18 protein-coding genes, 2 tRNA genes and 2 pseudogenes are annotated in these 25,485 nt (G+C 72.3%); 15 read left to right on the top strand and 7 right to left on the bottom strand.

Annotated features, from left to right (window positions below; translation table 11 throughout):
* Window positions 1–239: 239 nt before the first annotated feature.
* Together ACWD1U_RS07345 and ACWD1U_RS07340 are read left to right on the top strand one after the other, a co-directional pair.
* A complete protein-coding gene (locus ACWD1U_RS07345; protein ID WP_451105248.1) occupies window positions 240–800 on the top strand; it encodes a SigE family RNA polymerase sigma factor in 561 nt (186 codons plus the stop codon).
* Between the two features lie 239 nt (window positions 801–1,039).
* Window positions 1,040–2,716, top strand: a complete 1,677-nt coding sequence (locus tag ACWD1U_RS07340; protein WP_451105247.1) for a long-chain fatty acid--CoA ligase — start codon at window positions 1,040–1,042, stop codon at window positions 2,714–2,716.
* A 67-nt stretch (window positions 2,717–2,783) separates the two neighbouring features.
* Here ACWD1U_RS07340 and ACWD1U_RS07335 read toward each other — a convergent pair whose 3' ends face one another.
* Window positions 2,784–3,989, bottom strand: a complete 1,206-nt coding sequence (locus ACWD1U_RS07335; protein ID WP_451105245.1) for an MFS transporter — start codon at window positions 3,987–3,989, stop codon at window positions 2,784–2,786.
* A gap of 126 nt (window positions 3,990–4,115) precedes the next feature.
* On the opposite strand from ACWD1U_RS07335, the gene ACWD1U_RS07330 reads away from it, so the two are divergent.
* Entirely contained in the window at window positions 4,116–4,694 is a 579-nt protein-coding gene (locus ACWD1U_RS07330) for a TetR family transcriptional regulator (RefSeq protein ID WP_451105243.1), read from the top strand.
* A gap of 170 nt (window positions 4,695–4,864) precedes the next feature.
* Here the strand turns inward: ACWD1U_RS07330 and ACWD1U_RS07325 are convergent, their stop codons facing one another.
* Together ACWD1U_RS07325 and ACWD1U_RS07320 are read right to left on the bottom strand one after the other, a co-directional pair.
* A complete protein-coding gene (locus ACWD1U_RS07325; protein WP_451105241.1) occupies window positions 4,865–9,637 on the bottom strand; it encodes a PAS domain-containing protein in 4,773 nt (1,590 codons plus the stop codon).
* Window positions 9,638–10,108: 471 nt separating this feature from the next.
* On the bottom strand, window positions 10,109–10,624 hold the full coding sequence (locus ACWD1U_RS07320; protein ID WP_451105239.1) for an SSI family serine proteinase inhibitor: 516 nt from the start codon (window positions 10,622–10,624) through the stop codon (window positions 10,109–10,111).
* Window positions 10,625–10,821: 197 nt separating this feature from the next.
* Here ACWD1U_RS07320 and ACWD1U_RS07315 point away from each other — a divergent pair.
* From ACWD1U_RS07315 to ACWD1U_RS07305, 3 genes and pseudogenes are all read left to right on the top strand, one after another.
* Window positions 10,822–10,912 (top strand) — tRNA-Ser (locus ACWD1U_RS07315).
* Between the two features lie 185 nt (window positions 10,913–11,097).
* Window positions 11,098–11,170, top strand: a tRNA-Arg gene (locus ACWD1U_RS07310).
* A gap of 385 nt (window positions 11,171–11,555) precedes the next feature.
* Window positions 11,556–11,734, top strand: a pseudogene (locus ACWD1U_RS07305) (transposase); the annotation flags it as partial.
* A gap of 13 nt (window positions 11,735–11,747) precedes the next feature.
* Here the strand turns inward: ACWD1U_RS07305 and ACWD1U_RS07300 are convergent.
* Window positions 11,748–12,149, bottom strand: coding sequence for a hypothetical protein (locus ACWD1U_RS07300; RefSeq protein ID WP_451105238.1), 402 nt, complete (start codon window positions 12,147–12,149; stop codon window positions 11,748–11,750).
* A gap of 280 nt (window positions 12,150–12,429) precedes the next feature.
* On the opposite strand from ACWD1U_RS07300, the gene ACWD1U_RS07295 reads away from it, so the two are divergent.
* The 7 genes and pseudogenes from ACWD1U_RS07295 (at window position 12,430) to ACWD1U_RS07265 (ending at window position 21,959) form a co-directional block, all read left to right on the top strand.
* Window positions 12,430–13,302: a DUF2797 domain-containing protein gene (locus tag ACWD1U_RS07295; RefSeq protein WP_451105237.1), complete on the top strand. Its 873-nt coding sequence runs from the start codon at window positions 12,430–12,432 to the stop codon at window positions 13,300–13,302.
* Window positions 13,303–13,430: 128 nt separating this feature from the next.
* Window positions 13,431–14,171: a response regulator transcription factor gene (locus tag ACWD1U_RS07290; protein WP_451105235.1), complete on the top strand. Its 741-nt coding sequence runs from the start codon at window positions 13,431–13,433 to the stop codon at window positions 14,169–14,171.
* On the top strand, window positions 14,168–15,769 hold the full coding sequence (locus ACWD1U_RS07285) for a sensor histidine kinase (protein ID WP_451105234.1): 1,602 nt from the start codon (window positions 14,168–14,170) through the stop codon (window positions 15,767–15,769). The genes ACWD1U_RS07290 and ACWD1U_RS07285 overlap by 4 nt, the downstream gene beginning before the upstream one ends.
* A gap of 14 nt (window positions 15,770–15,783) precedes the next feature.
* Window positions 15,784–17,232, top strand: a complete 1,449-nt coding sequence (locus ACWD1U_RS07280; protein WP_451105232.1) for a glycosyltransferase — start codon at window positions 15,784–15,786, stop codon at window positions 17,230–17,232.
* Window positions 17,229–19,394 (top strand): annotated as a pseudogene (locus ACWD1U_RS07275) (glycosyltransferase family 39 protein). Before ACWD1U_RS07280 ends, ACWD1U_RS07275 begins: the two are co-directional and overlap by 4 nt.
* Before the next feature lie 105 nt (window positions 19,395–19,499).
* Entirely contained in the window at window positions 19,500–20,996 is a 1,497-nt protein-coding gene (locus tag ACWD1U_RS07270; protein WP_451105230.1) for an MFS transporter, read from the top strand.
* 207 nt (window positions 20,997–21,203) lie between these two features.
* Window positions 21,204–21,959: a TetR/AcrR family transcriptional regulator gene (locus tag ACWD1U_RS07265; protein WP_451105228.1), complete on the top strand. Its 756-nt coding sequence runs from the start codon at window positions 21,204–21,206 to the stop codon at window positions 21,957–21,959.
* Between the two features lie 166 nt (window positions 21,960–22,125).
* Here ACWD1U_RS07265 and ACWD1U_RS07260 read toward each other — a convergent pair whose 3' ends face one another.
* Complete coding sequence (locus ACWD1U_RS07260) at window positions 22,126–22,596, bottom strand: PPOX class F420-dependent oxidoreductase (protein ID WP_451105227.1); 471 nt, start codon at window positions 22,594–22,596, stop codon at window positions 22,126–22,128.
* A 10-nt stretch (window positions 22,597–22,606) separates the two neighbouring features.
* Window positions 22,607–22,900, bottom strand: a complete 294-nt coding sequence (locus ACWD1U_RS07255; RefSeq protein WP_451105776.1) for an STAS domain-containing protein — start codon at window positions 22,898–22,900, stop codon at window positions 22,607–22,609.
* Window positions 22,901–23,175: 275 nt separating this feature from the next.
* Between ACWD1U_RS07255 and ACWD1U_RS07250 the strand changes: the two genes are divergently transcribed.
* Both ACWD1U_RS07250 and ACWD1U_RS07245 read left to right on the top strand, forming a co-directional pair.
* Entirely contained in the window at window positions 23,176–23,898 is a 723-nt protein-coding gene (locus ACWD1U_RS07250) for an ANTAR domain-containing protein (RefSeq protein WP_451105226.1), read from the top strand.
* A gap of 56 nt (window positions 23,899–23,954) precedes the next feature.
* Window positions 23,955–24,656 (top strand): ANTAR domain-containing protein, encoded by a 702-nt coding sequence (locus ACWD1U_RS07245; RefSeq protein WP_451105224.1) that lies wholly within the window; start codon window positions 23,955–23,957, stop codon window positions 24,654–24,656.
* Here the strand turns inward: ACWD1U_RS07245 and ACWD1U_RS07240 are convergent.
* Window positions 24,639–25,460: a YceI family protein gene (locus tag ACWD1U_RS07240; RefSeq protein ID WP_451105222.1), complete on the bottom strand. Its 822-nt coding sequence runs from the start codon at window positions 25,458–25,460 to the stop codon at window positions 24,639–24,641. The two genes, ACWD1U_RS07245 and ACWD1U_RS07240, sit on opposite strands and share 18 nt — an antisense overlap.
* Window positions 25,461–25,485 lie beyond the last annotated feature (25 nt).

The raw sequence follows: 25,485 nt of genomic DNA, 5'->3' as shown, positions 1-25,485 counted from the left end.
GAACCCGGTACCGGGGGCCGAACGGGTCCTGGTACCGGCGGGGACAGGCGTGCCGGCCTCCGGTCTCGTCCTCACCGCCGACGGCTGAAGCGTCCCTCAGGGGAGAACCCGCAGTACCCCGGCCCCTCCGCTCCACCTACAGGAGGTCCGGTCAGCTCCACCCCTACAACCTGAGGGGGATCCCGCTTCGGGACCTGCGGCCGATCCGCCGGACACCGCCTCGCTCATAGCGTTGAGCCATGACCACACTCGTCTGCACCACCGCTTCGAAGGCGGCCGCACCAGCGGCGCAGACCCTTCCCTACCCGTCGTTCTCGTCGTACGTCAGGGCCCGCCAGCCGGTGCTGCTGCGTACCGCCCGCTCGCTCACCGGAAACCCGAGCGACGCGGAGGACCTGCTGCAGACCGCGCTCACCAAGACGTACGTCGCCTGGGAGCGCATCGAGGACCATCGCGCCCTCGACGGCTATGTGCGCCGGGCGCTGCTGAACACGCGGACCTCGCAGTGGCGCAAGCGCAAGGTCGACGAGTTCGCCTGCGACGAGCTGCCGGAGCCGGAGCCGGTGCCCGCCGGCGACGACCCGGCCGAGCAGCAGGCCCTGCGCGACGCGATGTGGCGGGCGATCATGCGGCTGCCGGCCCGGCAGCGGGCGATGGTCGTCCTCAGGTATTACGAGGACCTCAGCGAGGTCCAGACGGCCGAGGTGCTGGGCGTCTCGGTGGGCACGGTGAAGTCGGCCGTCTCCCGCGCCCTGGGCAAGCTCCGCGAGGACGCCGAGCTGGGGCTTGTCCGCCAGTGACTCGACCGGCACTCCACCGATGACCACCGGTGTCGCCACCGATGACCACCGGTGTCGCCACCGATGACCACCGGTGCCTCCACCGATCACCGCCTCGGCGAGTCCGCCGGTGTGGCGCCGCCCCGGCCGCCGGTGAGCCGGGCCTCCGGCATGACGTGATGTGATCGATCGCCCGGCCCTAGTGACATACCGCGCGGTATGTGCGCAGAATCAGCACAACCTTTACCACCGCGTAGGCAATGTCGCCACGGGAGGACGCCGTGCTGAGCACCATGCAGGACGTACCGCTGCTGATCTCGAGGATCCTGGCCCACGGGTCGACGATCCACGGGACATCGCAGGTGACCACGTGGACCGGTGAGGCTGAGCCGCACCGCCGCTCCTTCGCGGAGATCGGCGCCCGCGCGGCCCAGTTGGCCCACGCGCTGAGGGAGGACCTCGGCGTCACCGGCGACGAGCGCGTCGCGACCCTCGCCTGGAACAACGCGGAGCACGTGGAGGCCTACTTCGCGATCCCGTCCATGGGCGCGGTCCTGCACACCCTGAACCTCCGTCTCCCGCCCGAGCAGCTGGCCTGGATCGTCCACCACGCCGCCGACCGGGTGATCATCGCCAACGGTTCGCTGCTCCCGCTGCTCGCCCCGCTGCTCCCGCACCTGAAGACGGTCGAGCACGTGGTCGTCACGGGCCCCGGAGACCGCTCCCTGCTCACGGGCGCGACCGTGCGAGTGCACGAGTACGAGGACCTGATCGCCGGGAAGCCGACCTCGTACGACTGGCCCGAGCTGGACGAACGCCGGGCCGCCGCCATGTGCTACACCTCCGGCACCACCGGCGACCCCAAGGGCGTGGTCTACAGCCACCGCTCCATCTATCTGCACTCCATGCAGGTCAACATGGCCCAGTCGATGGGCCTGACCGACCAGGACACCTCGCTGGTCGTAGTGCCTCAGTTCCATGTGAACGCGTGGGGATTGCCGCACGCGACCTTCATGACCGGCGTGAACATGCTGATGCCGGACCGCTTCCTCCAGCCGGCCCCGCTCGCCGCGATGATCGAGAGCGAGAAGCCGACCCACGCCGCCGCCGTACCGACCATCTGGCAGGGCCTGCTCGCCGAGCTGACCGCGAACCCCCGTGACGTCTCCTCCCTCACCCAGGTCACCATCGGCGGCTCGGCCTGCCCGCCGTCGCTGATGGAGGCCTTCGACAAGCTGGGCATGCGGGTCTGCCACGCCTGGGGCATGACGGAGACGTCCCCGCTCGGCACGATCGCCCGTCCCCCGGCCCGTGCGGTCGGCACGGAGGAGGAGTTCGCCTACCGCCTCACCCAGGGCCGTTTCCCGGCCGGCGTCGAGGCCCGGCTGACCGGCCCCGGCGGCGAGCGCCTCCCCTGGGACGGCGAGTCGGCGGGTGAGCTGGAGGTCCGCGGCCCCTGGATCGCGGGCGCCTACTACAACGGCCCCGACGGAGAACCCCTCCGGCCCGCCGACAAGTTCAGCGAGGACGGCTGGCTCAAGACGGGCGACGTCGGCACGATCTCCCGCGACGGCTACCTCACCCTCACCGACCGCGCCAAGGACGTCATCAAGTCCGGCGGCGAGTGGATCTCGTCGGTGGAGTTGGAGAACGCGCTCATGTCCCACCCGGACGTCGCCGAGGCGGCCGTGGTCGCCGTCCCCGACGAGAAATGGGGCGAGCGTCCCTTGGCCACGGTCGTCCTCAAGGAGGGCTCCACCGCCACCTTCGAGACCCTGCGCGGTTTCCTCGCCGACGAGGGCCACATCGCCAAGTGGCAGCTCCCGGAGCGCTGGACGGTCATCGAGGCGGTCCCGAAGACGAGTGTGGGGAAGTTCGACAAGAAGGTGCTGCGCCGGCAGTACGCGGAGGGGGAGCTGGACGTCACCCGGCTCTGAGCCGGCGGCAGGGCGAGGCCGCCGTGGTCCGGCACATCACCGGCGCACGGCGGCCCGGCCGCCCACCTCACCGCCGTACGGAGGTCACGCCCCAGCCCAGCACCAGCCACACCGCCGCGACCACGCACACCCCGCCCCAGCCGAAGTGGCCGTAGGCGAACCCGGCGAGGGCCGAGGCGGCGGCGCCGCCCGCGAAACCGGCGACCACATAGGCGGTGTTGGCGGTGGCGGGGATGGAGGTCGCCGTCAGGGCGAGGGTCTGGTTGGCGACGTGGGACGCGACGAGCGCCGCGTGGATCGCGATCGCGGCGGCGAACAGGGCGGCCGGCGCCTGCCCGCCCAGCCAGAACAGCGGCACGGACACGGCGGCGGTCAGATACGCGGACCGCACGACACGCGCCGCCCCGAACCGGTCCACGAGCCCGCCCGCCGGCGGTGCCACCGCGCTCGCCGTCAGCCCGAAGAGCCCGAACAGCCCGGCGGTCGCGGTGGACAGCCCGTACGCCGGCCCGGTCAGCAGCAGCGCGAGCGAGGTCCACAGCGCGCTCCACGCACCGAACATCCCGGCCTGCCGCACACACGCCCGCCACAGCTCCGGCGCGCTCCGCAGCACCGACGGCAGCGCGGCGAGCCCCGAGAACAGCGAGCCTTTCCCGCTCCGCTGCGACGGCAGGACGAACGCGGTCGCGAGCCCCAGGACGAGCGTCAGCACGGCCGCGCCCGCGAACACCCAGCGCCAGCCGAAGGCCTGCCCGGCCAGCCCGCCCAGGACCCGGGCACCGACGATTCCGGTGAACAGCCCCGCGATGACCGCGGCGACATGCCGGGCACGCCGCTCGGCGGGGGCCCGTTCGGCGACCAGCGGCACGAGCAGCTGCGGGACGACGGTCGCGGCCGAGGCGACGAACATGGCGACCGCGAGGGCACCGGCGCCCGGGGCGGCCGCACCGGCACCCAGCGCGAGGGCGGTGACGAGGGTGAGCCCGGCGACCAGCCGGCGACGGTTCGCGTTGTCGCCGAGCGGGGCGAAGAAGAGCAGGCCGACCGCGTAGCCGAGCTGCGCGACCGAGGCGATCCAGGCGAGGGCCGAGGGTGCCGAGCCGAAGTCGCGGGCCATGAGGGAGAGCAGCGGGGCGGCGAGGTAGATGTTGGCGGCGGTGACGGCGCTGCACACGGCGAGCAGCGTGAGGAAGAGACCGGGTGCGGGCGTACGCGGCGGCCGCGGAGGAGCCGGGTCGACCCGGCGGGACGTGGTCGTGGTCGCTGACGGCATGAGGGAGGACTCCTTGGAGTCGACTCTAGCAACTAACTGGTTGGTTGGATGATGGGAACAGTCTGGGTCGCTTGGGGTCACCTGTCAACCAAACAGTTGGTTACCCCGGCGCGCTACCCTCTCCCCATGGGAGCAAGGGACCCCGAGGCCACCAGGGCCCGGATCTTCGAGGCGGCGGTCGCCGAGTTCGCCCGGCACGGCATCGCCGGCGCCCGCATCGACCGCATCGCCGCCGAGGCGAAGGCCAACAAGCAGCTGATCTACGCCTACTTCGGCAACAAGGCGGAGCTGTTCGCGATCGTCCTCGAGAGGAAGATGCTCCACCTCGCCGAAGCCGTCCCCGTCGACCCGGACGACATCGAGGGCTGGACCGACCGCCTGATGGACTACCACGCCGCCCACCCGGAGCTGCTCCGGCTGCTCTTCTGGGAGGGACTTGAGTACGGCAGCACCGAACTGCCCCACGAATCCCACCGCCAGGAGCACTACGCCCGCAAGGTCGCCGCCCTCGAGGACGGCCAGGACCGGGGCGTCGTCACCGACGCGATCCCGGCCGCCGACCTGCTGTTCCTGCTGACCGCCCTGGCCAACTGGACCGCCGTCGTCCCGCAGATGCGGCGCATCCTGGTCGGCGACGGAGAGCCCGACAGGGACCGCCTGCGCGCCTCGGTCAAGGAGGCGGCCCGCCGGCTCACGGCGCGTTAGGGGTCCGCACTGTGTCCGCCCGGGTCGCGCGGCCTGGCTCATGGTGCAAGGACCCCTCAGAGCCCGGAGCCGGCGCGCGCGTCAGAGGCCGCTGGTGCTCCCGGCCCGGCTCAGCCGCCCATCGGCCCCGATCCGGCCGACCGTCAGTTGGTTCCGATCCGGCCGAACCGTTAGTTGGTTCCGATCCTGCTGAGCAGTTCGACGATCCGGGACTGCACCTCGTTGCTGGTCGACCGCTCGGCGAGGAAGAGCACCGTCTCCCCGGACGCCAGCCGCGGCAGGTCGGCCTGGTCGACGGCGGCGGTGTAGACGACGAGCGGGGTGCGGTTGAGCTGCCCGTTCGCCCGCAGCCAGTCCACGATCCCGGCCTTGCGCCGGTGCACCTGGAGCAGATCCATCACGACCAGGTTCGGCCGGAACTGCCCCGCCAGCATCACCGCGTCCGCGTCACTCGCCGCCCGCGCGACCTGCATCCCGCGCCGCTCCAGCGTCGCCGTGAGCGCCAGCGCGATCTCCGCGTGCTCCTCGATCAGCAGCACCCGCGGCGGATGCTGCTCACTGTCGCGCGGCGCCAGCGCCTTCAGCAGCACGGCCGGGTCGGCACCGTACGCCGCGTCCCGCGAGGCCTGCCCGAGCCCGGCCGTGACCAGCACGGGCACCTCGGCGGCCACCGCGGCCTGGCGCAGCGACTGCAGTGCCGTCCGCGTGATCGGCCCGGTCAGCGGGTCGACGAACAGCGCGGCGGGGAAGGCCGCGATCTGCGCGTCGACCTCCTCGCGCGAGTGCACGATCACCGGCCGGTAGCCGCGGTCGCTCAGCGCCTGCTGCGTGCTGACGTCCGGCGCGGGCCAGACCAGCAGCCGCCGCGGGTTGTCCAGCGGCTCCGGCGGCAACTCGTCGTCCATCGGCTGCGGCCGCGGCGGATCAGCCACCTCGACGGCACCGCCGGGGCCGTCCAGCGGCTCGGGCCCCTCGGCGGCGTTCTCGTCCGGCGCGCCTATGGCGTACGACCGCCCGCCGCCCTCGGTCATCTGCGCGAGCCGCGACTGACCCGCGAGGGACGGCTGCGCCGGCACGGGCGCGGGCACCGGGGCCTGGGCGGACGCGGGCGTCGCCTCGGCCGTCGGATGCGGCCGCGCGGCCTGCTCCGGCCGGGGCGCCTGCTCGGGGCGTGCCGCCGCCTGTTCCGTGCGTGTGGCCGGGTCGGGCGGCGTGCCGAGCTTGCGGCGTCGGCCCGATCCGCCCGGCTGGTGCGGGGGAGGTGTCGCCGACGCCTGCGGGGCGGATGCGCCCGCCTGCTGGACCTGCACGGCCTGCCGGTTGAACGGCACGCCCTGCCCCAGCGTCCGCACGCTGATCGCCCGACCCTGCGTCGAGTTCGGGTCCACGGGCGCCGCGGCCTCGGCGGGAAGCGGCTGAGCCGCCCGCGCAACGCCGCCCGCGGAGGCAGGCGGGGTGCCCGGGGCGGGGGTGTGCGGCTGCGGTGGTGCGCCGTTCGTCGGGACGGCGACACCGGCTCCCGACGTGCCGTCGGCGGTGGGCCACGGCTGCGGGGGCGGGGTGCCCTCGGGCGGTGTGCCCTGGGCATGCGTCCCCTGAGCAGGGGCCGCCTGCGCCGGTGCGCCACTGCTCTGCCCGGGTACGGCCTCGGCTGGCAGCGGCTGACCGACGGAGGTCTGCTGCTCCGGCGCGGGGGCGCCCTGCTGGGGCAGCGGCTGCGCCGGGGCCGGAACCTGCACCGCCTGCCCGGGGAGAGCCGCCTGCACACTGTGCCCGAGCCCGCCCCGAGCAGGGAGGGAGACGCCCTGCGGGGGTACGGCAACGCCTTGCGGGGGTACGGCAGCACCCTGCGGGGGTACGGCAACGCCTTGCGGCGGTACGGCAGCACCCTGCGGCGGGACTGCGGTCGTCTGCGGCTGGGGCACGGCCTGCGGCTGGGGCGCGTTCCCCTGGGCAGGAACGGCGGTGCCCTGCGGCCGCAGGACGTTCCCCTGCGGCGGCACGGCCGTACCCGGAACGCCCTGGGCAGCGGCCGCACCGACCTGGGCGGACGCGCCCGGTCCCGGAACCGCCTGCCCCTGCGGGGCCTGCCCCGTGGCATCCGGCCGCGCGGGGGCTCCCTGCGGCGGAACAGCCTGTGGAGGGATTCCCTGCCCGGCACCCGCAGGCGCAGCACCCGCGGGAACCGGACCTGCCGGCACGGCCGTGCCCGGCGCGGGGACGGCACCCGCCGGCACTGCCCCGGCCTGCTCGGCGCCCGGCGCGGGAACGACCTGCTGCCCGGCCCCCGGCGCGGGCGAACCGGCCACAGCGCCCCCGGACGCCTGCGCCTGCGGCCCGGCGCCCTCGACAGGCTGCGGCGCTGCCACGGCCCGCCGCCGGCGCCCGGTCGGCGCACCGGTCGGATGCGGCTGCGGCGGCGTGTGATCGGCGGACTGGTCATGCGGGACGGCGTCGTGCCGCCCCTCCTCGGCGCCGCCGTCACCGGCAGCGGCGGAACCGGGAACCGCCACGGCCTCCTGACCCGGGACCGGCACCTGAGCGGGAGCGCCCGGCACCCCCGTACCACCGTCGCCGGCCTGCTGCCCCTGGTCGGTCCGAACCTCCGGATCCGCCGGACCCGCTTGATCCGCCTCGGCCGGCGGCAAGGCGAACACCGGACGCGGACCGGCCGCCTCCCGCGCGGCCGCCGCCCGCTCATTGGCGGCGGCCAGCGCCCGCCGCCGGCGCCCGGTCGGCTGCGGAGCCTCCGCCTGGTCCTGAGCCGCCTCGGCCGACGGCGCGGGCAGCGCCGGCGGCAGCGCCTGCTGCTCACCGGGCTCACGCCGGGCCCGCCGCCCCGCGGCTACGGGCACGCCCTGCGGCGGCACGGTCCCGCCCAGCCCGGTGTTCGAGGCGGCGGCCCCCGCCGCGTGCTCGGCGGCCGTCACGACGGCCCCTTCGGCGACACCCTGGAGGGCGCTGCCGACGGCCGCCGCCGCACCGGTGTCCTCGGCGGCGCGCCCGCGCCGCCGCCCGGTACCGCCCGACCCGGCCCCCTCGCCGGAAACCTGCGCGGGCAGAGCAGCCGGCTCCCCGGCGGCTCGCCTCCTGCGCCGCCCGGTGGGCGCGGTGCCCTCGGCACCGGAGTCCCCGGCGCCGTCGCCCTCACCAGCGGGGACTTCCCCGTCCAGGAAGGCGTCGGTCGCCCCCCGCCGGGCCCGCCGGCGCCCTCCGGCGGAGGTCTGCTCATCGAGGACAGGGAGAACGGCCTCGTCCGCCAGCTGGGCGGCGACGGCCCCGGCCCCGTCCCCGAGCGGCACCTCGAGGACGTAGGCGCTCCCGCTCATCCCCGGCACTTCATGCGTCTGCAGCACACCGCCGTGGGCCCGGACGATCCCGCGCACGATGGGCTCGTGCACGGTGTCGCCACCGGCGTACGGCCCGCGCACCTCGATCCGTACGACCTCGCCGCGCTGCGCCGCCGCCACGACGACGGTGTTGTCCATGTAACCGCCCGCCGACACGGGCGTGTTGCCGGTCGCGTCGACCCCGGCCACGTCGGCGACGAGGTGCGCGAGGGCGGTGGCGAGCAGCCGGGGATCGACCTCGGCCTCGATGGGCGGCGCGTGCACGGCGAACTGCACCCGCCCGGGCCCGATGAGCTCGACGGCCCCGTCGACACCGGCGGCGACGACGGCGTCCAGCATCACCTTCGTCCGGGTGACGTTCTCGCTGCCGGTGTCGAGCCGCTGGTAGCCGAGGACGTTGTCGATCAGCGTCGTGATGCGCGAATAACCGGCCGACAGGTGGTGCAGCACCTGGTTTGCCTCGGGCCACAGCTGCCCGGCGTCGTCGGCGGCGAGCGCGGCCAGTTCGCGGCGCAGCTCCTCGAGCGGCCCGCGCAGGGACCGGCCGAGCAGGGTCAGCAACTGTTCGTGCCGTGCGGCGAGCGCCTCGAACCGGTCCTTCTCCCGCTCCCCGAGCGCGGCGTACCGCTCCTCGTTCGCGGCGAGTTCCTCGGCGTGCCGCTCGGTCAGCTCCTCCAGCTCGGTGACGTGCTGCTGGCGCAGCGCGGTGAGCTCGGAGGCGTGCTCCTCGAAGACCCGCTCCAGCTCCTCGGCGTGGGCCTTCTCGGCCGCCTCCTTCTCCTCGACGACGGCGTCGTACGGCCGCCGGTCGGTGAAGGTCATGACGGCGCCGACGAGCTGGTCGCCGTCACGCACGGGCGCTGTTGTCAGATCGACCGGGACCTTCCCGCCGTCCTTGGCGTACAGCACCTGTCCGCGCACCCGGTGCTTGCGCCCGGAGCGCAGGGTGTCGGCGAGCGGCGAATCCTCGTACGGGAAGGGCGACCCGTCGGCACGCGAGTGCAGCACGAGCGTGTGCAGCTCACGTCCGCCGAGATCGCTGGCCCGGTAACCCAGTATCTGGGCGGCGGCCGGATTGACGAGCACGATCCGCCCGTCGGTGTCGGTCCCGATGACGCCCTCGGCCGCGGCCCGCAGGATCATCTCGGTCTGCCGCTGCGACCGCGCGAGCTCCGCCTCGGTGTCCACCGTCCCGGACAGGTCGCGCACGACGAGCATGAGCAGCTCGTCGCCGGTGTAGCCGTAACTGTCGTACGCCTGCTGCCCGTTCTCCAGATTCGCACTGGTGACCTCGACGGGGAACTCTGTTCCGTCCGTCCTGCGCGCCACCATCCGGGTCGGCTTGGTCCGGGCCCGCGGATCGAGATGCTCCGGCCGCCGCATGGAGCCCGGGATGAGCTTGGAGTCGAACTGCGGCAGCAGATCGAGCAGCCCGCGACCCACCAGGGCGGTCCCCGGGGTCTCGAAGGCCTCCAGGGCGATGGTGTTGGCGTTGACGACCGTTCCGTTGGCGTTGACCAGCACCAATGCGTCGGGAAGGGCGTCCAGTATGGCTGCGAGGCGAGCAGCGCCTCGGGATGGCCTGCTGCTCACGAGACGCTTCCTCCCTGTTACCGCACCTTGCCGACCGCTCGGGCCATCTTGCCAACCGTCCCGCAGCGTGTCACGGGAGGGAGTCTAAGGGCTGTGGTTGCGCTCGCGACGCGGATGCGAGCGAGGTCGCACGAGGAAGTGACCCCGAACTGACGACCGAGTAACCGTCAAACGCCCGTCCTCCTGCGACGACGTCGCGGGACCTTCGCGGGACCTTTACGACGACGGCGTTTCTGTATGTTTCGGCCGGGCCGGCCTGATGAGGGCGGGGTGTGGCGCGCATGGGTGTGTCGGGTGGAGGTGCCGTGGGGTGGGGCGGCGGGTGAGCCGCTGTGCGGCGGGTGAGGTGCCGGGCGTCGGAACGCAGGCTGTGGCCCCCGCGGGCGGGGCACGCCCGCGGGTTCGGCACGCCCGCCGCCGGGCCGGACTGCCGTCGAGGCCGGGGCGCCCCCGCCAGGCACGACAGGAGACTCAACCGGTGGAGCCCGCCGTGCCCCCCACACCGGGGAGGAGCGGCACGAGCCGGTCCCAGCGGTCGATCTGGCAGCCGTCGCGGCGGTCGTACGTGGCGTCGACGGGGCGCCCGGCCCAGGTGCCCGTGACGTGCGCGGTGGCCGGCCCGCCGTACTGCATGGTGCAGAAGCCGCCTTCCGGCGCGGGCGCGAAGACGTCCTGCCCCCACCGCGTGTCCCGCTCCAGGGCGTCACAGGCGCCGCGCGGGTCGGGGTGACTGCCGCGGTCGGGCCGGCAGTACAGCTCGAACGTCCCGTCGGCCCCGCCGGCGTTCCGCACGGTGACGGTGAGGTGATCTCGTTCCCGGCCGTCACCGATACGGCTCGGGGGCGACAGGTCGGCTCCGCCGGCCTGGGCGTACGCGGCCGGAGAAACGGCGGCCAGCGAACCGACGCCGGCGACGGAGGCGGCGGCACCGAGGAGAAGGCGCCGCAGTACGGGGCGGGCGGTGGCCCGGGGGGTGGTACGCAACATGCCCTGCCTAACGCGGCACGGCCCGGGATGTTGCGCCCGCCCCCGCCGGGCCCCTCTCCCGGGCCCCCCGCGAGCCACGACAAGGCCTTTGCCCTGCGCCCTTCCCGCCTAGTACCGTGGGGGTCGATTGGTGACACCGCGCTCGACTGTGTCATCATCGGCACGCACCGACTCGCGCTCGCGCGGGAGGATGCGCTGGAGGCGTCGCCTAGTCCGGTCTATGGCGCCGCACTGCTAATGCGGTTTGGGTCTTAAAGCCCATCGAGGGTTCAAATCCCTCCGCCTCCGCACTTGATCACGAAGCCCCGGTCACCCGACCGGGGCTTCGCTGTCGTTACCCCCCTCTGGAGCCATTTCCGCAGCTCACAAGGGGTACGGCTAACGGATTTCACATGGCGGCGGCAGTCATGTAATGTTCTTCCTGTCGCCGCGAGCGAGCCGGAAGGCCCGAGAGCGGCGAAAAAACAGAACAAGCACTCGTAGCTTAACGGATAGAGCATCTGACTACGGATCAGAAGGTTGCAGGTTCGAATCCTGCCGAGTGCACAGCACGTCGGAGGCCCTGTGGAGTGATCCACAGGGCCTCTGGCTTTGGTCTTGACGGCGGTCATTGACGGCAACCACTTCAAGAGTGGTTTCGAAGGTGTCCAGTGGTCCTGGCAGGGCAGCCCTGATTCGCCGAACCAGCCCCGCGCCAGGATCCCGGCTCATGGACACCAGGGGCGGGGAATCCTCACATCAGGACACGGAGCGCGGCACGGCCGTCGGGCTCGTCTGCCGACCGACGGTCGCGGACTTCGAGTAGGCGCTCCGTGGACGAGCCCGTCGGTCACCGGCGGGCCCGGTCCAGGCGCTCACGGCGCCGCTGACTGCGGCAACCGCCGTGGTCATCTTCTCGACCCTCCGCGATGCCGCGCAGCCCGTGTGGATCAAGGGTATCGAGTCCTCCACCCGGCTGGGCCGCCACCACCGCTGGGTCGTCGAGAGAACGGTCTCCTGGCTCGTCAGCTGCCGACGCCTGCACCTACGCTACGAACGCAAGGCCGAGCACTTCCCGCCTTCGTCGGCATGGCCGCAGCCCTCATCAGCTACCGCCGCCATGCCCGGTGAAGTGCTCCGGAAGCTACGACGCTGACTCATCGCCAGGACTGTTGCGTCTCAGCAACCCGGTGACTCGGGTCAGCCATCCCATGCGGGGCTGATTGTCCCTGTCGATCAGGAAGCGCGCCGTCTGCAGCGGGTCACGCGGGGGCTGGCCCACCTGGTGACGTTGCCAGTAGTGGGCCACTCTCCGTTCCAGATCGGCCAGGTCGCCTCTGCCTGTCCTGGTCAGCCCGACCGAGCCCGCTGGCCCCTCGGGAGCAGTCAGCGCCAACACGCCGCCGTCCGGCGAGTACGCCGCCGTGTACTCACCATCCGATACGTCAATCGCCTCAAGGTAGTCCCCGGCGTGCGCGAAGGACTCGAAGACCATCAGGTCCTCGTCTTGGTCAAAGACGAGGACGGTGCCGGAAGGGAGATCCATACCAATGACTCTGACAGCAACTCTCCGCGTGCCGCACCAAAAAAACGGCGTCTTGGCTCGTGAGGGGTTCTGCCCTGGAGGGTGGAGCCCGCGTTCGGAGGGGATGCACGTGAGCGCACATCAGTATGACCACGGGCACACGGTCGCCGCCGACTCCGGGCGTTGATTCCCGGCCCCGCTGGATCGCCGAGAGCCGGTGTCGGCGTTCGGCCCCGGCGTCGCTGAGGCCCTGGCCCCGTCCGGCCGCTGTTGTCAGTGGTGCCCCCTACTCTCGGCAGAGATGGCACAGGCATGGAAGTGCTCGGGGCTGCGGTGGTCGGCGGACGGTCCCGTGCTGGTGTGGTCCGGTGGGCGACGCACTGCGCTGACCTGGGGGAAACGGGTGGCCTTCGAGGTCGCGGAAGGGAGCGGGCGGACGTGTCTGGGGGCTCGGGGGCACGCCTGCCCGGTCGGGGCGGTCGTGCCGGGGCGGAGTACGGGGGCCCGGTGCGAGGAGTGTGCGCGGCTGGACCGGGCGCACTCCGTGGCGGCGGACACCCTCGCGGACGATCCACGGCCGTACCACGTATATCTGGCCTGGTTCGGGCCCGGCATGGTCAAAGTCGGGATCACCGCGTGGGAGCGGGGTTCGGCACGGCTGCTTGAGCAGGGGGCCGTCTGTTTCACCTGGCTCGGCGTCGGGCCGCTGATGGCCGCTCGGCGTACGGAGGAGCTGTTGCGGGCCGCCCTGCGCGTGCCCGACCGGATTCCCTACGCCCGGAAGCGGGCCGTGCGGTCCGCGCTGCCCGGCAGCGAGGCGGAGCGGGCAGCGGAGATCATCGAGCTGCACGCGCGGGCCGTGGCGCTCCCGGCGTGGCCGGAGTCGCTCCTGCGGGAGCCCCTGCGGGTCGTCGATCACGTCGGCGTGTTCGGGCTGGCGGGGATTCCCGCCGCCGTCGGGGAGGTGAGCGCGCTCGTCGCCGGGGGTGTGGTCAGCGGGGGGCTGGTCGCCGCCGCCGGGCCCGATCTGCATCTGGCCACCGGCGACGGGGTCGTCGTGCTCGATACGCGGCTGATGACCGGGTGGGAGCTGCTTCCCGCGCCGGGGCGTGAGCCGTCTGTTCCGATACGGCGGTACACGGAGGCCGACGGGGTGCAGGACGAGTTGTTCTGAGAACCGCCCGATCCTCCCGGTCGTTCCCAGGCGCTCCCAGGCGTTCCCTGAGAAGTGCCTGTGTGTTTCTCAGGGAAATCACAGGCTGGGAAAAGGGTGTTCTCAGAGGCCCCCGACATCGTGTTCACATGACCACGACCTCGCCCCAGGGGCGCACCGAACTGCTCAGGCCGGACGGGAGCCCCGTCCGAGTGCTTGTGGTGGACGACGAAATGTCGATCACCGAGCTGCTGTCCATGGCCCTGCGCTACGAGGGATGGCAGATCCGGAGTGCCGGTGACGGCATGGGCGCCATCCAGACCGCCCGGGACTTCCGGCCCGACGCCGTCGTGCTCGACATGATGCTGCCCGACATGGACGGGCTGGCCGTGCTCGGGCGGCTGCGGCGGGAGCTGCCCGAGGTGCCCGTGCTGTTCCTGACCGCCAAGGACGCCCTCGAGGACCGGATCGCCGGGCTCACCGCCGGCGGGGACGACTACGTCACCAAGCCGTTCAGCCTGGAGGAAGTCGTCGCGCGGCTGCGCGGGCTGATACGGCGCTCCGGTGCCGCCGACCGGCGGTCCGACTCCGTGCTCGTCGTCGGGGACCTCACCCTTGACGAGGACAGCCATGAGGTGACCCGGGCCGGGCAGAACATCCACCTGACCGCGACCGAGTTCGAGCTGTTGCGGTTCCTGATGCGCAATCCGCGGCGCGTGCTCAGCAAGGCGCAGATCCTCGACCGCGTGTGGTCGTACGACTTCGGCGGGCAGGCCAACGTGGTCGAGCTCTACATCTCGTACCTGCGGCGGAAGATCGACGCCGGACGTGAGCCGATGATCCACACACGGCGCGGTGCCGGTTATCTGATCAAGCCCGCGGTGTCGTGAGCGGACGACGACGGCCCCGTGCGCAGCGGAAGGCAGTCGGGCAGCGGGCAGGCAAGCCGCGCACCCTGCGGACGCGGCTCGTCGTCGCGTCCGTGGTGCTGATCGCCGTGGTGTGTGCGGTGATAGGGACCGTGACGACCCTCGCCCTCAGGTCGCACCTGTACGAGCAGCTGGACCGGCAGGTCGACGACACCGGCAAGCGCCTGACGGGACCCGTGAAACCCGGGGGCGCGAGCGACGCCGACACGAAGGACCGGATCACGGGCTTCGTCGAGGGGCCGGCGCAGCCCAGGACCGTCGTCGCCGAGATAGGCACCGACGGCTCGGTCACCCGGGCGGTTCTCGCCCGGGAAACCCCCAACGAGAACGGCCCCTTCCAGCGGAACACGGCCGTCAGCCTCTCCGGCGCGCAGAAGGCCGCTCTCGCCGAGGTGCCCACCAGGGGGATGCACACCGTCGACATCCCCGGCCTCGGCGAGTACCGCGTGCAGTACCAGCCCGGAATGGACGGAGGCAGCTACTACGTCGCCCTGCCCACCGAGTCGGTCACCACCACCATCAGCACCCTCATCCTCGTCGAGGTGAGCGTCACCGGTGCCGGACTGGTCGCCGCCGCCATCGCCGGCTACGTCCTCATCGGCGTGGCCACCCGCCCCCTCCGCCGAGTCGCCGCCACCGCCACCCGGGTATCCGAACTTCCCCTGCACACCGGCGAGGTGAATCTCAGTGAGCGGGTGCCCGACTCGGAGACCGATCCGCACACCGAGGTCGGGCAGGTCGGGGCCGCGCTGAACCGGATGCTCGATCATGTGCACGGGGCCCTGCACGCGCGACAGCAGAGTGAGACACGGGTGCGGCAGTTCGTCGCCGACGCCAGTCACGAGCTCAGGACTCCGCTCGCCTCCATCCGCGGGTACGCCGAGCTGACCAGACGCGGCAGAGAGCAGGTCGGGCCCGACACCCGGCACGCCCTGGGGCGGATCGAGTCCGAGGCGGGACGGATGACCCTGCTCGTCGAGGACCTGCTGCTGCTCGCCCGGCTGGATGCCGGACGGCCGTTGCAGTTCGAGCAGACCGACCTCGTACCGCTCGTCGTGGACACCATCAGCGATGCCCGTGCGGCCGGCCAGGACCACAACTGGCGGCTCGACCTGCCCGATGAGCCCGCGATGGTGTCGGCGGACGCGGCCCGGCTGCAGCAGGTCTTCGTCAACCTGCTCGGCAACGCCCGCAACCACACACCGCCCGGCACGACCGTCACCGCGCGGGTGCAGCGGCGCGGCCGGTGGCTGTGCGTGGACGTCGAGGACAACGGACAGGGCATTCCGGCGGAGTTGCTGCCGCACGTCTTCGAACGGTTCGCGCGTGGCGACTCCGCGCGCTCCCGGGCCACCGGCTCGACCGGTCTCGGCCTCGCCATCGTGCAGGCCGTGGCGGACGCGCACGGCGGTGCCGTGACCGTCGACAGCGTGCCCGGGCGCACCGTGTTCACGGTGCACCTGCCCGCGCTGCCGCCCCCGCCGCAGCCGGAAATGAGCTGGCAGCAGCACTCACAGGCACGCCACAGCGTCACCACATGGGCACAACAGGGCGCCTGACGAAAGTCGGTTCCATGCGAACCGATTCTTCTCCCGGCACCCTGCCGGCGCGGGAGCACCTCCCGGCCGCACCAGCCGGTACGCCTGTCCTGGACGTAGTGATCCCCGTCTACAACGAGGAGAAGGACCTCCAGCCGTGCGTGCGCAGACTGCACGAGCACCTCGTGAGGACGTTCCCGTACGCGTTCCGCATCACGATCGCGGACAACGCCTCCACGGACACCACCCCGCAGGTCGCCGCACGGCTGGCGGCGGAGATCCCCGAGGTCACCACCTTCCGGCTGGAGCAGAAGGGCCGCGGCCGGGCTCTGCGGGCCGTCTGGTCGGCCTCGGACGCCCCGGTCCTCGCCTACATGGACGTGGACCTGTCCACCGACCTCAACGCCCTGCTCCCGCTGGTGGCGCCGCTGATCTCCGGCCACTCGGACCTCGCGATCGGCTCCCGGCTCGCCCGCAGTTCCCGTGTGGTGCGCGGCCCCAAGCGGGAGTTCATCAGCCGGGCCTACAACCTCATCCTGCGCGGCTCGCTCCAGGCGCGGTTCTCGGACGCCCAGTGCGGCTTCAAGGCCATCCGCCGGGACGTGGCGCAGGTGCTGCTGCCGCTCGTCGAGGACACCGGCTGGTTCTTCGACACCGAGATGCTGGTGCTCGCCGAGCGCGCGGGGCTGCGGATCCACGAGGTGCCGGTCGACTGGGTCGACGACCCCGACTCGACGGTGCACATCGTCAAGACCGCGACGGACGACCTCAAGGGCGTGTGGCGGGTCGGCAGGGCCCTGGCCACCGGCTCGCTGCCGCTGGACCGGCTCGCCCGGCCGTTCGGCGACGACCCGCGCGACCGTGACATCGAGGACGTGCCGACGGGACTCGCCCGCCAGCTCGTCGGATTCTGCGTCGTCGGCGCCCTGTCCACCCTCTTCTACCTGCTGCTCTACAGCGGCTTCCGGGTCTTCACCGGCTCGCAGGTCGCCAACGCCCTCGCCCTGCTGGTCTCGGCGGTCGCCAACACCGCGGCCAACCGGCGGCTCACCTTCGGGGTGCGCGGGCGCGGCGGAGCGGTACGGCACCAGGCGCAGGGCCTGGTCGTCTTCGGCATCGGACTCGCCTTGACCAGCGGCTCGCTCGCCGCGCTCGACGCGGCCACCTCCGAGCCGGCCCACTCCACCGAACTGGCCGTCCTCATCGCCGCCAACCTCGCGGCGACCGTACTGCGCTTCCTGCTCTTCCGGGCGTGGGTGTTCCCCGACCGGCGCGACGAGCGGGAGCCCCCGGCCGCCGGTGGCGCGCCCCGCCCACGCCACGCGTACGGCCCGCTCCCGCAGGTGCCGGCCGAGCGGCGGTACGCCCCGTACGACACGACCCGGTTCCGCGCCGGTGACGCCGCGGACCGCACCTGGAGGGACGCCACCGTGCAACTCCAGCCGGTACGCCCGACCGACACCGACCCGAGGAACACCCGATGACGACGTACTCCGAAGAGAGAACCCGCGAGACGGGCCCGAGCCCCTCGACCTGGGAGCGACCCGGCGCGGCACCTCCGCCGGCCCCCGCCTCGAAGCCGCACTTCCCACGGCGGCTGTGGCGCGGCCGCCCCGAGGACCCCCGCTGGGCCCGCCCGGCCTTCCTCGCCCTGCTGCTCGCCACCGCCCTGCTCTACCTCTACAACCTGAGCGCCTCCGGCTACGCCAACTCCTTCTACTCGGCGGCGGTACAGGCCGGCAGCCAGTCCTGGAAGGCCTTCTTCTTCGGCTCGCTGGACGCGGCGAACGCGATCACCGTCGACAAGCCCCCGGCCGCGCTGTGGCCGATGGCCCTGTCCGTCCGGCTCTTCGGCCTCACCTCCTGGGCGATCCTCGCCCCCGAGGTCCTCATGGGCGTCGGTACGGTCGCCGTCGTCCACGCCTCCGTCCGCCGCAGGTTCAGCCCCGCGGCCGGGCTGATCGCGGGCGCGGTGCTCGCGCTCACCCCTGTCGCGGCGCTGATGTTCCGCTTCAACAACCCGGACGCGATGCTGGCCCTGCTGATGGCGCTGGCCTGCTACTTCGTCATCCGCGCACTGGAGGACGGCCGTACCAAGTGGCTGCTGTGGGCCGGTGCCGCCGTCGGCCTCGCCTTCCTCGCCAAGACCCTCTAGGCCTTCCTGATCCTGCCGGCGCTCGCCCTGGTCTACGGCGTCTGCTCCCCGGTCACGGTGAAGAAGCGGATCGGCCAACTCGCCGCCGGCCTGGCCGCGATCGTGGTCTCCGGCGGCTGGTGGGTGGCGATCGTCGAACTCTGGCCCGCGTCTTCCCGCCCCTACATCGGCGGCTCGCAGAACAACAGCTTCCTGGAGCTGACCTTCGGCTACAACGGCCTGGGCCGCCTCAACGGCGACGAGACCGGCAGCGTCGGCGGCGGGGGCGGCAACAGCGGTGGCAACTGGGGCGAGACCGGCTGGGACCGGCTGTTCAGCTCCTCCATCGGCGGCCAGATCTCCTGGCTGATCCCGGCCGCGCTGATCCTCCTCGTCGCGGGGCTGGTCGCCACGCGCAGGGCGAAGCGCACGTCCGTGACGCGCGGTTCGTTCCTCGTCTGGGGCGGCGCGCTGCTCACGACCATGCTGGTCTTCAGCTACATGCAGGGCATCTTCCACGAGTACTACACGGTGGCCCTCGCCCCCTACATCGCCCCGCTGGTCGGCATGGGCGCGGCGCTGCTCTGGGAGAAGCGGGAAAGGGTGTGGGCGTCGCTGACCCTGGCCGCCGCGATGACGGCGACCGCGGCCTGGGGGTACGTCCTGCTCAACCGCTCCTCCGACTACCTGCCCTGGCTGAAGTGGCTGGTCCTGGTCGGCGGCCTGACGGCCGCCCTCGGTCTGGTCTTCGCGGGTCGGCTGGGGCGGCACCTGGCCCTGGGCGCGGCCGGACTGGGCCTCGTCGCGGCGCTGGCCGGTCCGGCGGCGTACACCCTCACCACGGTGAACGAGGGCCACACCGGCTCGATCGTCACGGCGGGTCCGGCGGTCGCGGGCGGTCGCGGCGGCCCGGGTGGCGGCGGCGGCCCGGGCGGCGGCCAGAACCAGCAGGGCCAGCAGGGCCAGCAGGGCCAGCAGGGCCAGCAGGGCCAGCAGGGCCAGCAGGGCCAGCAGGGCAACGGCTTCCCCGGCGGCGGCATGCCGGGCCAGGGCCAGAACCAGCAGAACCAGCAGGGCCAGACCCAGCAGAACGGCGACGGCGGCCGCATGGGCGGTCCGGGGGGCGGGGCCGGCATGGGCGGCCTGCTCAACGGCGCCAGCGTCAGCTCCGAGGCCAAGAAGCTGCTGGAGGCGGACGCCGACCAGTACACGTGGGCCGCGGCGGCCATCGGGGCCCAGAACGCCGCGAGTTACCAGCTGTCCACCGGCGACCCGGTGATGGCCATCGGCGGCTTCAACGGCACGGACCCGTCCCCGACGCTCGCCCAGTTCAAGAAGTACGTGGCGGAAGGAAAGATCCACTACTTCATCGCCTCGGGCATGGGCGGCGGCATGGGAGGCAGCAGCGACGGCACGTCCTCGCGGATCACCTCCTGGGTCGAGGCCAACTTCAAGAAGGTCGCGGTCGGTTCGTCCACCTTCTACGACCTCACGCAGAAGGCGAGCAGCTGACAGTCCCACGACGACGAGAAGGGCGGTGGCCTCCGGCCACCGCCCTTCTTCCGTGCCGCCGAACCGCGTTGTACGCCGTATGAGAGGTGTTCTACGGTGTACAGCATGACGACGTCCCTCCAGGAAACGGCTCCGCAGCAGACGGCGCTCGGCGGCCATCCCCAACGCTGGCTGATCCTCGGTGTCATCTGCCTCGCCCAGCTCACCGTGCTGCTCGACAACACGATCCTGAACGTGGCGATCCCCTCGCTCACCCGCGAGATGGACGCCTCGACCGCTGACGTCCAGTGGATGATGAACGCGTACTCGCTGGTGCAGTCCGGTCTGCTGCTCACCGCGGGCAACTCCGCCGACCGCTACGGCCGCAAGCTGATGCTGATGTCGGGCCTGGCGATCTTCGGTGTGGGCTCCCTCGCGGCCGGGCTGTCCCAGAGTCCGGCCCAACTGATCGCGGCCCGTGCCGGCATGGGCGTCGGCGGTGCGCTGCTGATGACCACGACACTCGCGGTCGTCGTGCAGATCTTCGACGACAAGGAGCGGGTGAAGGCCATCGCGCTGTGGTCGACGGTCAGTTCGCTCGGTTTCGCGGCCGGGCCGCTGATCGGCGGTGTGATGCTGAACCACTTCTGGTGGGGCGCGATCTTCCTGATCAACATCCCGGTCGCCGTGCTCGGCCTGGTCGCGGTCGCCGCGCTGGTCCCGGAGTCGAAGCACAAGACGGGCGACCGGCCCGACCTGCTCGGTGCGGTGCTGTCGACCATCGGCATGACGGCCGTCGTGTACGCGATCATCACCGGGCCCGAGCACGGCTGGACGTCCGGCCAGGTGCTGGTCTCCGCGCTGATCGGCGTGGCCGTACTCGGGCTCTTCGTGCTGTGGGAGCTGCGCACCGAGCACCCGATGCTCGACATGCACTTCTTCCGGAACCAGAAGTTCGTGGGCGCGGTCGCGGGCGCCATCCTCGTGGCGTTCGGCATGACCGGGTCGCTGTTCCTGCTCACCCAGCATCTGCAGTTCGTGCTCGGCTACGAGCCGCTGGACGCGGGTCTGCGGACGGCGCCGCTGGCGTTGACCGTCGTCGCGCTCAACTTCACGGGGGTGGGGGCGAAGCTGGTGCTGAAGGTGGGGACGCCCGGGGCGATCGCGCTCGGCATGACCCTGGTGTCCGCGGGGCTCGCGGCGATCGCGCTGTTCGGGGGGCACGGGTACGGGGGCATGCTGCTCGGGCTGATCGTGATGGGTGCGGGTGTGGCGTTGTCCATGCCGGCGATGGCCAACGCGATCATGGGGGCGATCCCGCCGGAGAAGGCGGGTGTGGGAGCGGGGATCAACGGGACGCTCGCGGAGTTCGGCAACGGGCTGGGCGTCGCCGTCCTCGGGGCCGTGCTCAACTCCCGTTTCGCGTCGCTGGTCGCTGTTTCCGCGGCGTCGTTGCCGGCGGCGCTGGCGGCGGCGGACTCGGCTGAGGAGAAGGCGCGGATCGCTGACGCGTTCGCCTCGGGGCTGGAGACCAGTCAGCTGGTGGGGGCGGTTGCCGTGCTGGCCGGAGGGTGGGTGGCCGCGGCGTTGCTGCGGCGGGCGGAGCGGGCAGAATCCGCCTGAGGGGTCCTTGCACTATGAGCGTCCGCGCGACCCGGGCGGGCACAGTGCAAGGACCCCTGAGAGCTCGGGGCGTACGGTCGTCTCGTGGGTGTGGTTCGCTGAGGCTGGTCGCGTCCCCGCGGCGGAGCGCAAGCCGGCACAGCTCCGCGCCCCGCGGAACAAGGGCGCCCGGCATGATCGGCGTCGGCAAGTCGAGGAAGGTGCGCCATGGCGAAGGCAGCCGAAAAGGCCGCGCGGACCAGCGTCTGGCTGGAAGGCACGGCGCACCGGCGGCGCGGCGGAGGGCAGCCCTCGGGGCTGGACCGGGCGCGCATCATCGAGGTCAGCGTGCGGCTGCTGGACGCCGAGGGGCTGGCCAGGTTCTCGATGCGGCGGCTGGCCGGTGAGCTGAACGTCACCGCGATGTCCGTGTACTGGTACGTGGACACCAAGGACGACCTCCTCGAACTCGCCCTGGACGAGGTCATGGGCGAGATGCGGCTGCCCGATCCGGACGCCGGCGAGGACTGGCGGGACCAGATGCGGGCGCTGGCCCGGGAGTACCGGACACTGCTGGTGCGGCACCCCTGGGTGTCCGCGCTGGCCGGCGTCTTCCTCAACATCGGCCCGAACAACCTGGCGTTCTCGCGGGCGGTCCAGCGCGTCGTCCGCAGGACCGGGATGCCCGCGAAACGCCTGACGAGCACGATCTCGGCCGTCTTCCAGTTCGTCTACGGCTACGGCACGCTGGAGGGCCATCTCGCCACCCGGGCCGCGGCCGGCGGCATGACCGTGGACGAGTACTTCCAGCAGGCCCTGAGCACCGTCACCGCCGCCCCACAGGCCGCCGACGTCATCCGGGAGTCCCAGGAGATCATGGCGGCGCGCGGTGGCGACACGGTCGCGGAGATGCTGGAGCGGGACTTCGAGTTCGCGCTGGAACTGCTGATCGCGGGCATCGAGGCGATGGTCGCCCGCGAGTGAGCCCTAAAGGGTCCTTGCACTGTCCCGCCCGGGTCGCGCGGCCTGGCACCGCGCCTCGCCGCGTTGCCGAAACGCCCAGGCAGCCACGCGACCTGATCGGACACTCATAGTGCAAGGACCCCCGAGGACGGCGGCGGGTCCGTGATCGCCGGCCTGTGCGGTCGTCCTACTCGCCCTCGGCCAGCCGCGCCGGGAACCCGCCCGTCGCCACCGGCCCCCACCGATCCGGGGTGATCCGGATGATCGACTTGCCCTGCTTGAGCATGGCCGCGCGGTACTCGTCCCAATCGGGGTGCTCCCCGGCGATGTTCCGGTAGTACTCCACGAGCGGCTCGACGGAATCGGGCGTGTCGACGACCTCGGCCGTGCCGTCGATCTGGACCCAGGGGCCGTCCCAGTCGTCGCTGAGCACGATCAGGCTCACGCGCGGGTCTCGCTTGGCGTTGCGGGTCTTGGCGCGCTCCGGGTACGTGGAGACGACGATCCGGCCGGAGTCGTCGACGCCGCAGGTCAGCGGGGAGCCCTGCGGGCCTCCGTCGGCCCGCCGGGTCAGCAGGATCGCGTGGTGCCGGGGCCGCACGAAGTCGAGCAACTCGTCCAGGGAGACGCGGGTGTTCGTCGCGATGTTCGGTGCCATGTCCGGCAGCCTACGACGCCAGGGCCTCCGCGAGGTTGTCGTACACAGGGACGTCCCGGCGCAAGCCCGTCAGCTCCAGGACGCGGCTCGCACCGCCCTCCGGACGGGCCACCAGGCGCACCTGGGCCCCGGGGCGCAGCCGCTGCCGTATGTCGTTGATGAGGCGGATGCCCTGGGAGTCCATGAAGGAGGTCGTGCTCAGGTCGAGGACGAGGACCTCCAGCCGGTCGCCACGGGCCTGAGCCGCCGACAGGACGTGCGGGAGCAGCTCTCCGGCAGTGCAGAAGTCGATCTCCGCGGGCATGGTGAGATGGATGCGGCCGGGCAGGTCGTGCGGTTCTGTGGGATTCGTGAATGAGGTCACGGCGCTCACCTGGCAGACGTTCGTCCGGGTTCCGGTAAGGCCGCTTCCTGACCCGTGGGCCATTCCATCATGCCGGGGGGCGACCACGGAAGCGCCTTCCCCGGCCGTCGGCCGGGCGACACTTCGAGGCAACCGAACAGTTAGAGTGCTGTCCGTCCTGTGCTCGCAGTCGGGAATGTGCTGCGGAGCTCTCCTGCGCACGGCCGTGGCCGTGCATGCCGAAGAGGTTCGTGGTGGCTGCGTCCGAGTTTCCTGATTTGCCCCGTTTTCCGGTTGGCTTCGAGCTGGCCGAAGCTCTCACGGTGGCCTCTCAGCAACTGCACGAGACCCTCACGCCGCACAGCACCCTGCGCACGGCGGTCCGGCTGGCCGTGCACATCATGCCGGGCGCCGAGCACGCCGGCATCTCCGAGATCGAGCGCGGCGACAAGCTCCGCACGCTCGCCTGGACCGACGAGGTCGTCCGCTCCGCCGAGGCCCGGCACACCGGCCGGGAACAGCACGCGCACTGGGAGCAGCTGTGGAACAACCCGGTGGCGCGGATAACGGACAGCGAGACGGACGACGGCTGGGACGTGCTGGCTGCCCTGGGGCTGCGCTCGGCGCTGTCGCTGCGGCTGCGCGCCGACCGCCGACGGCTGACCGTACTGACGGCATACGCGCGTAAGCCGGGCGTCTTCGACGAGGACGCCACGCGCATCGGCCGGCTGTTCACCGCGCACGTCAGCATCGCCCTGGACTCCGCGACCGTGCGCGAGCAGCTCACCGAGGCCATGCACACCCGGGACCTGATCGGCCAGGCCACCGGCATCCTCATGGAGCGCCAGGGCATCGACGCGGCCGCGGCCTTCGAGAGCCTGGTGCGGGCCTCCCAGCGGGAGAACGTGAAACTGCGCGACCTCGCCCGCCGGATCGTGGGCACGCACCACACCCCCTGACGCGAGCCCGGTCACCTGGGGGCGTGTTCGGGGAGCGACGGGATACACGTACGGTCATGAGATCCGAGACGTCCGACACGCTGGACCAGGCGATGGTGCGCAGCAGCGGTCTCGACACCCTGCTGCGCGATCTGACCGACCGCGCGGTACAGGAGGTGCCAGGCGCCGCCGCGTGCAGCCTCACGGTGCGCCGCGGCGGGCGGCTGTTCACCCTGGCCGGCAGCGGCGGCCTGCCCAGCGGCCTGGACCTGCGCCAGTACGAGAACGGCTCGGGGCCCTGCGTCGACGCCGCCGAGACCGGCAGCGAGCAGTACGCCCCGGATCTGGCGGCGGAGTCCCGCTGGCCGGCGTACACCGAGTACGCGCTGTCCGCGGGGGTCCGCTGCGTGCTGGCGGTGCCGGTAGCCGTCGAGGGCGAGAGCGGCGCAGCGATCAACTTCTACGGCGTGCGGGCGGAGGAACTGGGCACGGGCCGGGACGCGGCCCGTGCCTTCGCGGCCCGGGTCGGCGACGCGATCAATGTGGCGCTGGGCATCGAGCGCCGGCGCCAGTCCGCGGCCGACGTGCGCACCGCGCTGCTCTCCCGCAGCGTCATCGACCAGGCGATCGGCATCCTCATGGCCCGGGAGCGGATCGACGCGCGCATCGCGCTGGAGCGGCTGCGCCGGGCCTCGCAGGACCGCAACGTCAAACTGCGGGACCTGTGCGGCCAGTTGGTGGCGAAGGTGTCCGACCCCGGCTCAGGCCGCCGGCAGTGACTCCCCCTGCACGGCCTGGATGTCCAGCTCCACCTTGAGGGTGGTGCCGATGGCGGCGATGCCGGCCTGCAGGACCTGGTTGTAGTTCATCGCGAAGTCCTCGCGGCGCAGCTCGGTCGTGGCGCGGAACGCCGCGCGGGTGCCGCCCCACGGGTCCGGACCCGTGCCGAGGTAGGCCAGGTCGAGGTCCACGGGCCGTACGACGCCGTGCATGCCGAGCTCACCGTGGACGGTCCACCGGTCGGACCCGGTCGCCGTCAGCCCCGTGGACCGGTAGGTGATCTCGGGGAACCGCTCGACGTCCAGGAAGTCCGGCGACCTCAGGTGCCCGTCGCGCATGCCGTTGCCGGTGTCGACGGACGCGGCCCGGATCACCGCCTCCACCCGCGACTCGGTGACGTCGTCCGGGGCGATCTCGATCGAGCCGGAGAACTCCGTGAACCGGCCGTGCACGCTGGAGATGCCCAGGTGCTGTGCCGCGGCGGCCACGCTGGAGTGCACCGGGTCGATCGTCCACGTCCCCGGCGGCGGCAGCTCGGTGCCGCCCTGCCGTGCCAGCGTCACCGTGCCGACCTCGGCCCGGCCGCTCGCCGTGACGATCACACTGGAGGCCGCGGGCGCGTACCCGAGGGCCGTGACGATGACGGTGTACGCCCCCGGCTGAAGCGGTGTCACGTCCCGTACGGCGCCCTCCGCGTCGGCCTCGGCCCGCAGCACCTGCGCACCGGTCGTGTCCGCCACCGTGACGACCGCGTGCGACACGGCCCAACCGTCGCGGGTACGGATCCTCGCGGTCAGTCCCATTTTCACTGCTCCTCAGAATGAGACC

It is taken from the genome of Streptomyces sp. NPDC002788 (assembly GCF_053592115.1).
The sequence above is the reverse complement of the archived record's forward strand: the minus strand, read 5'-3'. Positions and strand labels throughout refer to the sequence as shown.

Bases quoted from the DNA above. Each gene is read 5' to 3' on its own strand.
- ACWD1U_RS07240 (WP_451105222.1), bottom strand. From the start codon at position 25,460: ATGGGACTGACCGCGAGGATCCGTACCCGCGACGGTTGGGCCGTGTCG.
- ACWD1U_RS07335 (WP_451105245.1), bottom strand. From the start codon at position 3,989: ATGCCGTCAGCGACCACGACCACGTCCCGCCGGGTCGACCCGGCTCCT.
- ACWD1U_RS07340 (WP_451105247.1), top strand. From the start codon at position 1,040: ATGTCGCCACGGGAGGACGCCGTGCTGAGCACCATGCAGGACGTACCG.
- ACWD1U_RS07270 (WP_451105230.1), top strand. From the start codon at position 19,500: ATGACGACGTCCCTCCAGGAAACGGCTCCGCAGCAGACGGCGCTCGGC.
- ACWD1U_RS07255 (WP_451105776.1), bottom strand. From the start codon at position 22,900: ATGCCCGCGGAGATCGACTTCTGCACTGCCGGAGAGCTGCTCCCGCAC.
- ACWD1U_RS07300 (WP_451105238.1), bottom strand. From the start codon at position 12,149: ATGGATCTCCCTTCCGGCACCGTCCTCGTCTTTGACCAAGACGAGGAC.
- ACWD1U_RS07245 (WP_451105224.1), top strand. From the start codon at position 23,955: ATGAGATCCGAGACGTCCGACACGCTGGACCAGGCGATGGTGCGCAGC.
- ACWD1U_RS07330 (WP_451105243.1), top strand. From the start codon at position 4,116: ATGGGAGCAAGGGACCCCGAGGCCACCAGGGCCCGGATCTTCGAGGCG.
- ACWD1U_RS07320 (WP_451105239.1), bottom strand. From the start codon at position 10,624: ATGTTGCGTACCACCCCCCGGGCCACCGCCCGCCCCGTACTGCGGCGC.
- ACWD1U_RS07345 (WP_451105248.1), top strand. From the start codon at position 240: ATGACCACACTCGTCTGCACCACCGCTTCGAAGGCGGCCGCACCAGCG.
- ACWD1U_RS07290 (WP_451105235.1), top strand. From the start codon at position 13,431: ATGACCACGACCTCGCCCCAGGGGCGCACCGAACTGCTCAGGCCGGAC.
- ACWD1U_RS07280 (WP_451105232.1), top strand. From the start codon at position 15,784: ATGCGAACCGATTCTTCTCCCGGCACCCTGCCGGCGCGGGAGCACCTC.
- ACWD1U_RS07250 (WP_451105226.1), top strand. From the start codon at position 23,176: ATGCCGAAGAGGTTCGTGGTGGCTGCGTCCGAGTTTCCTGATTTGCCC.
- ACWD1U_RS07295 (WP_451105237.1), top strand. From the start codon at position 12,430: ATGGCACAGGCATGGAAGTGCTCGGGGCTGCGGTGGTCGGCGGACGGT.
- ACWD1U_RS07260 (WP_451105227.1), bottom strand. From the start codon at position 22,596: ATGGCACCGAACATCGCGACGAACACCCGCGTCTCCCTGGACGAGTTG.
- ACWD1U_RS07265 (WP_451105228.1), top strand. From the start codon at position 21,204: ATGGCGAAGGCAGCCGAAAAGGCCGCGCGGACCAGCGTCTGGCTGGAA.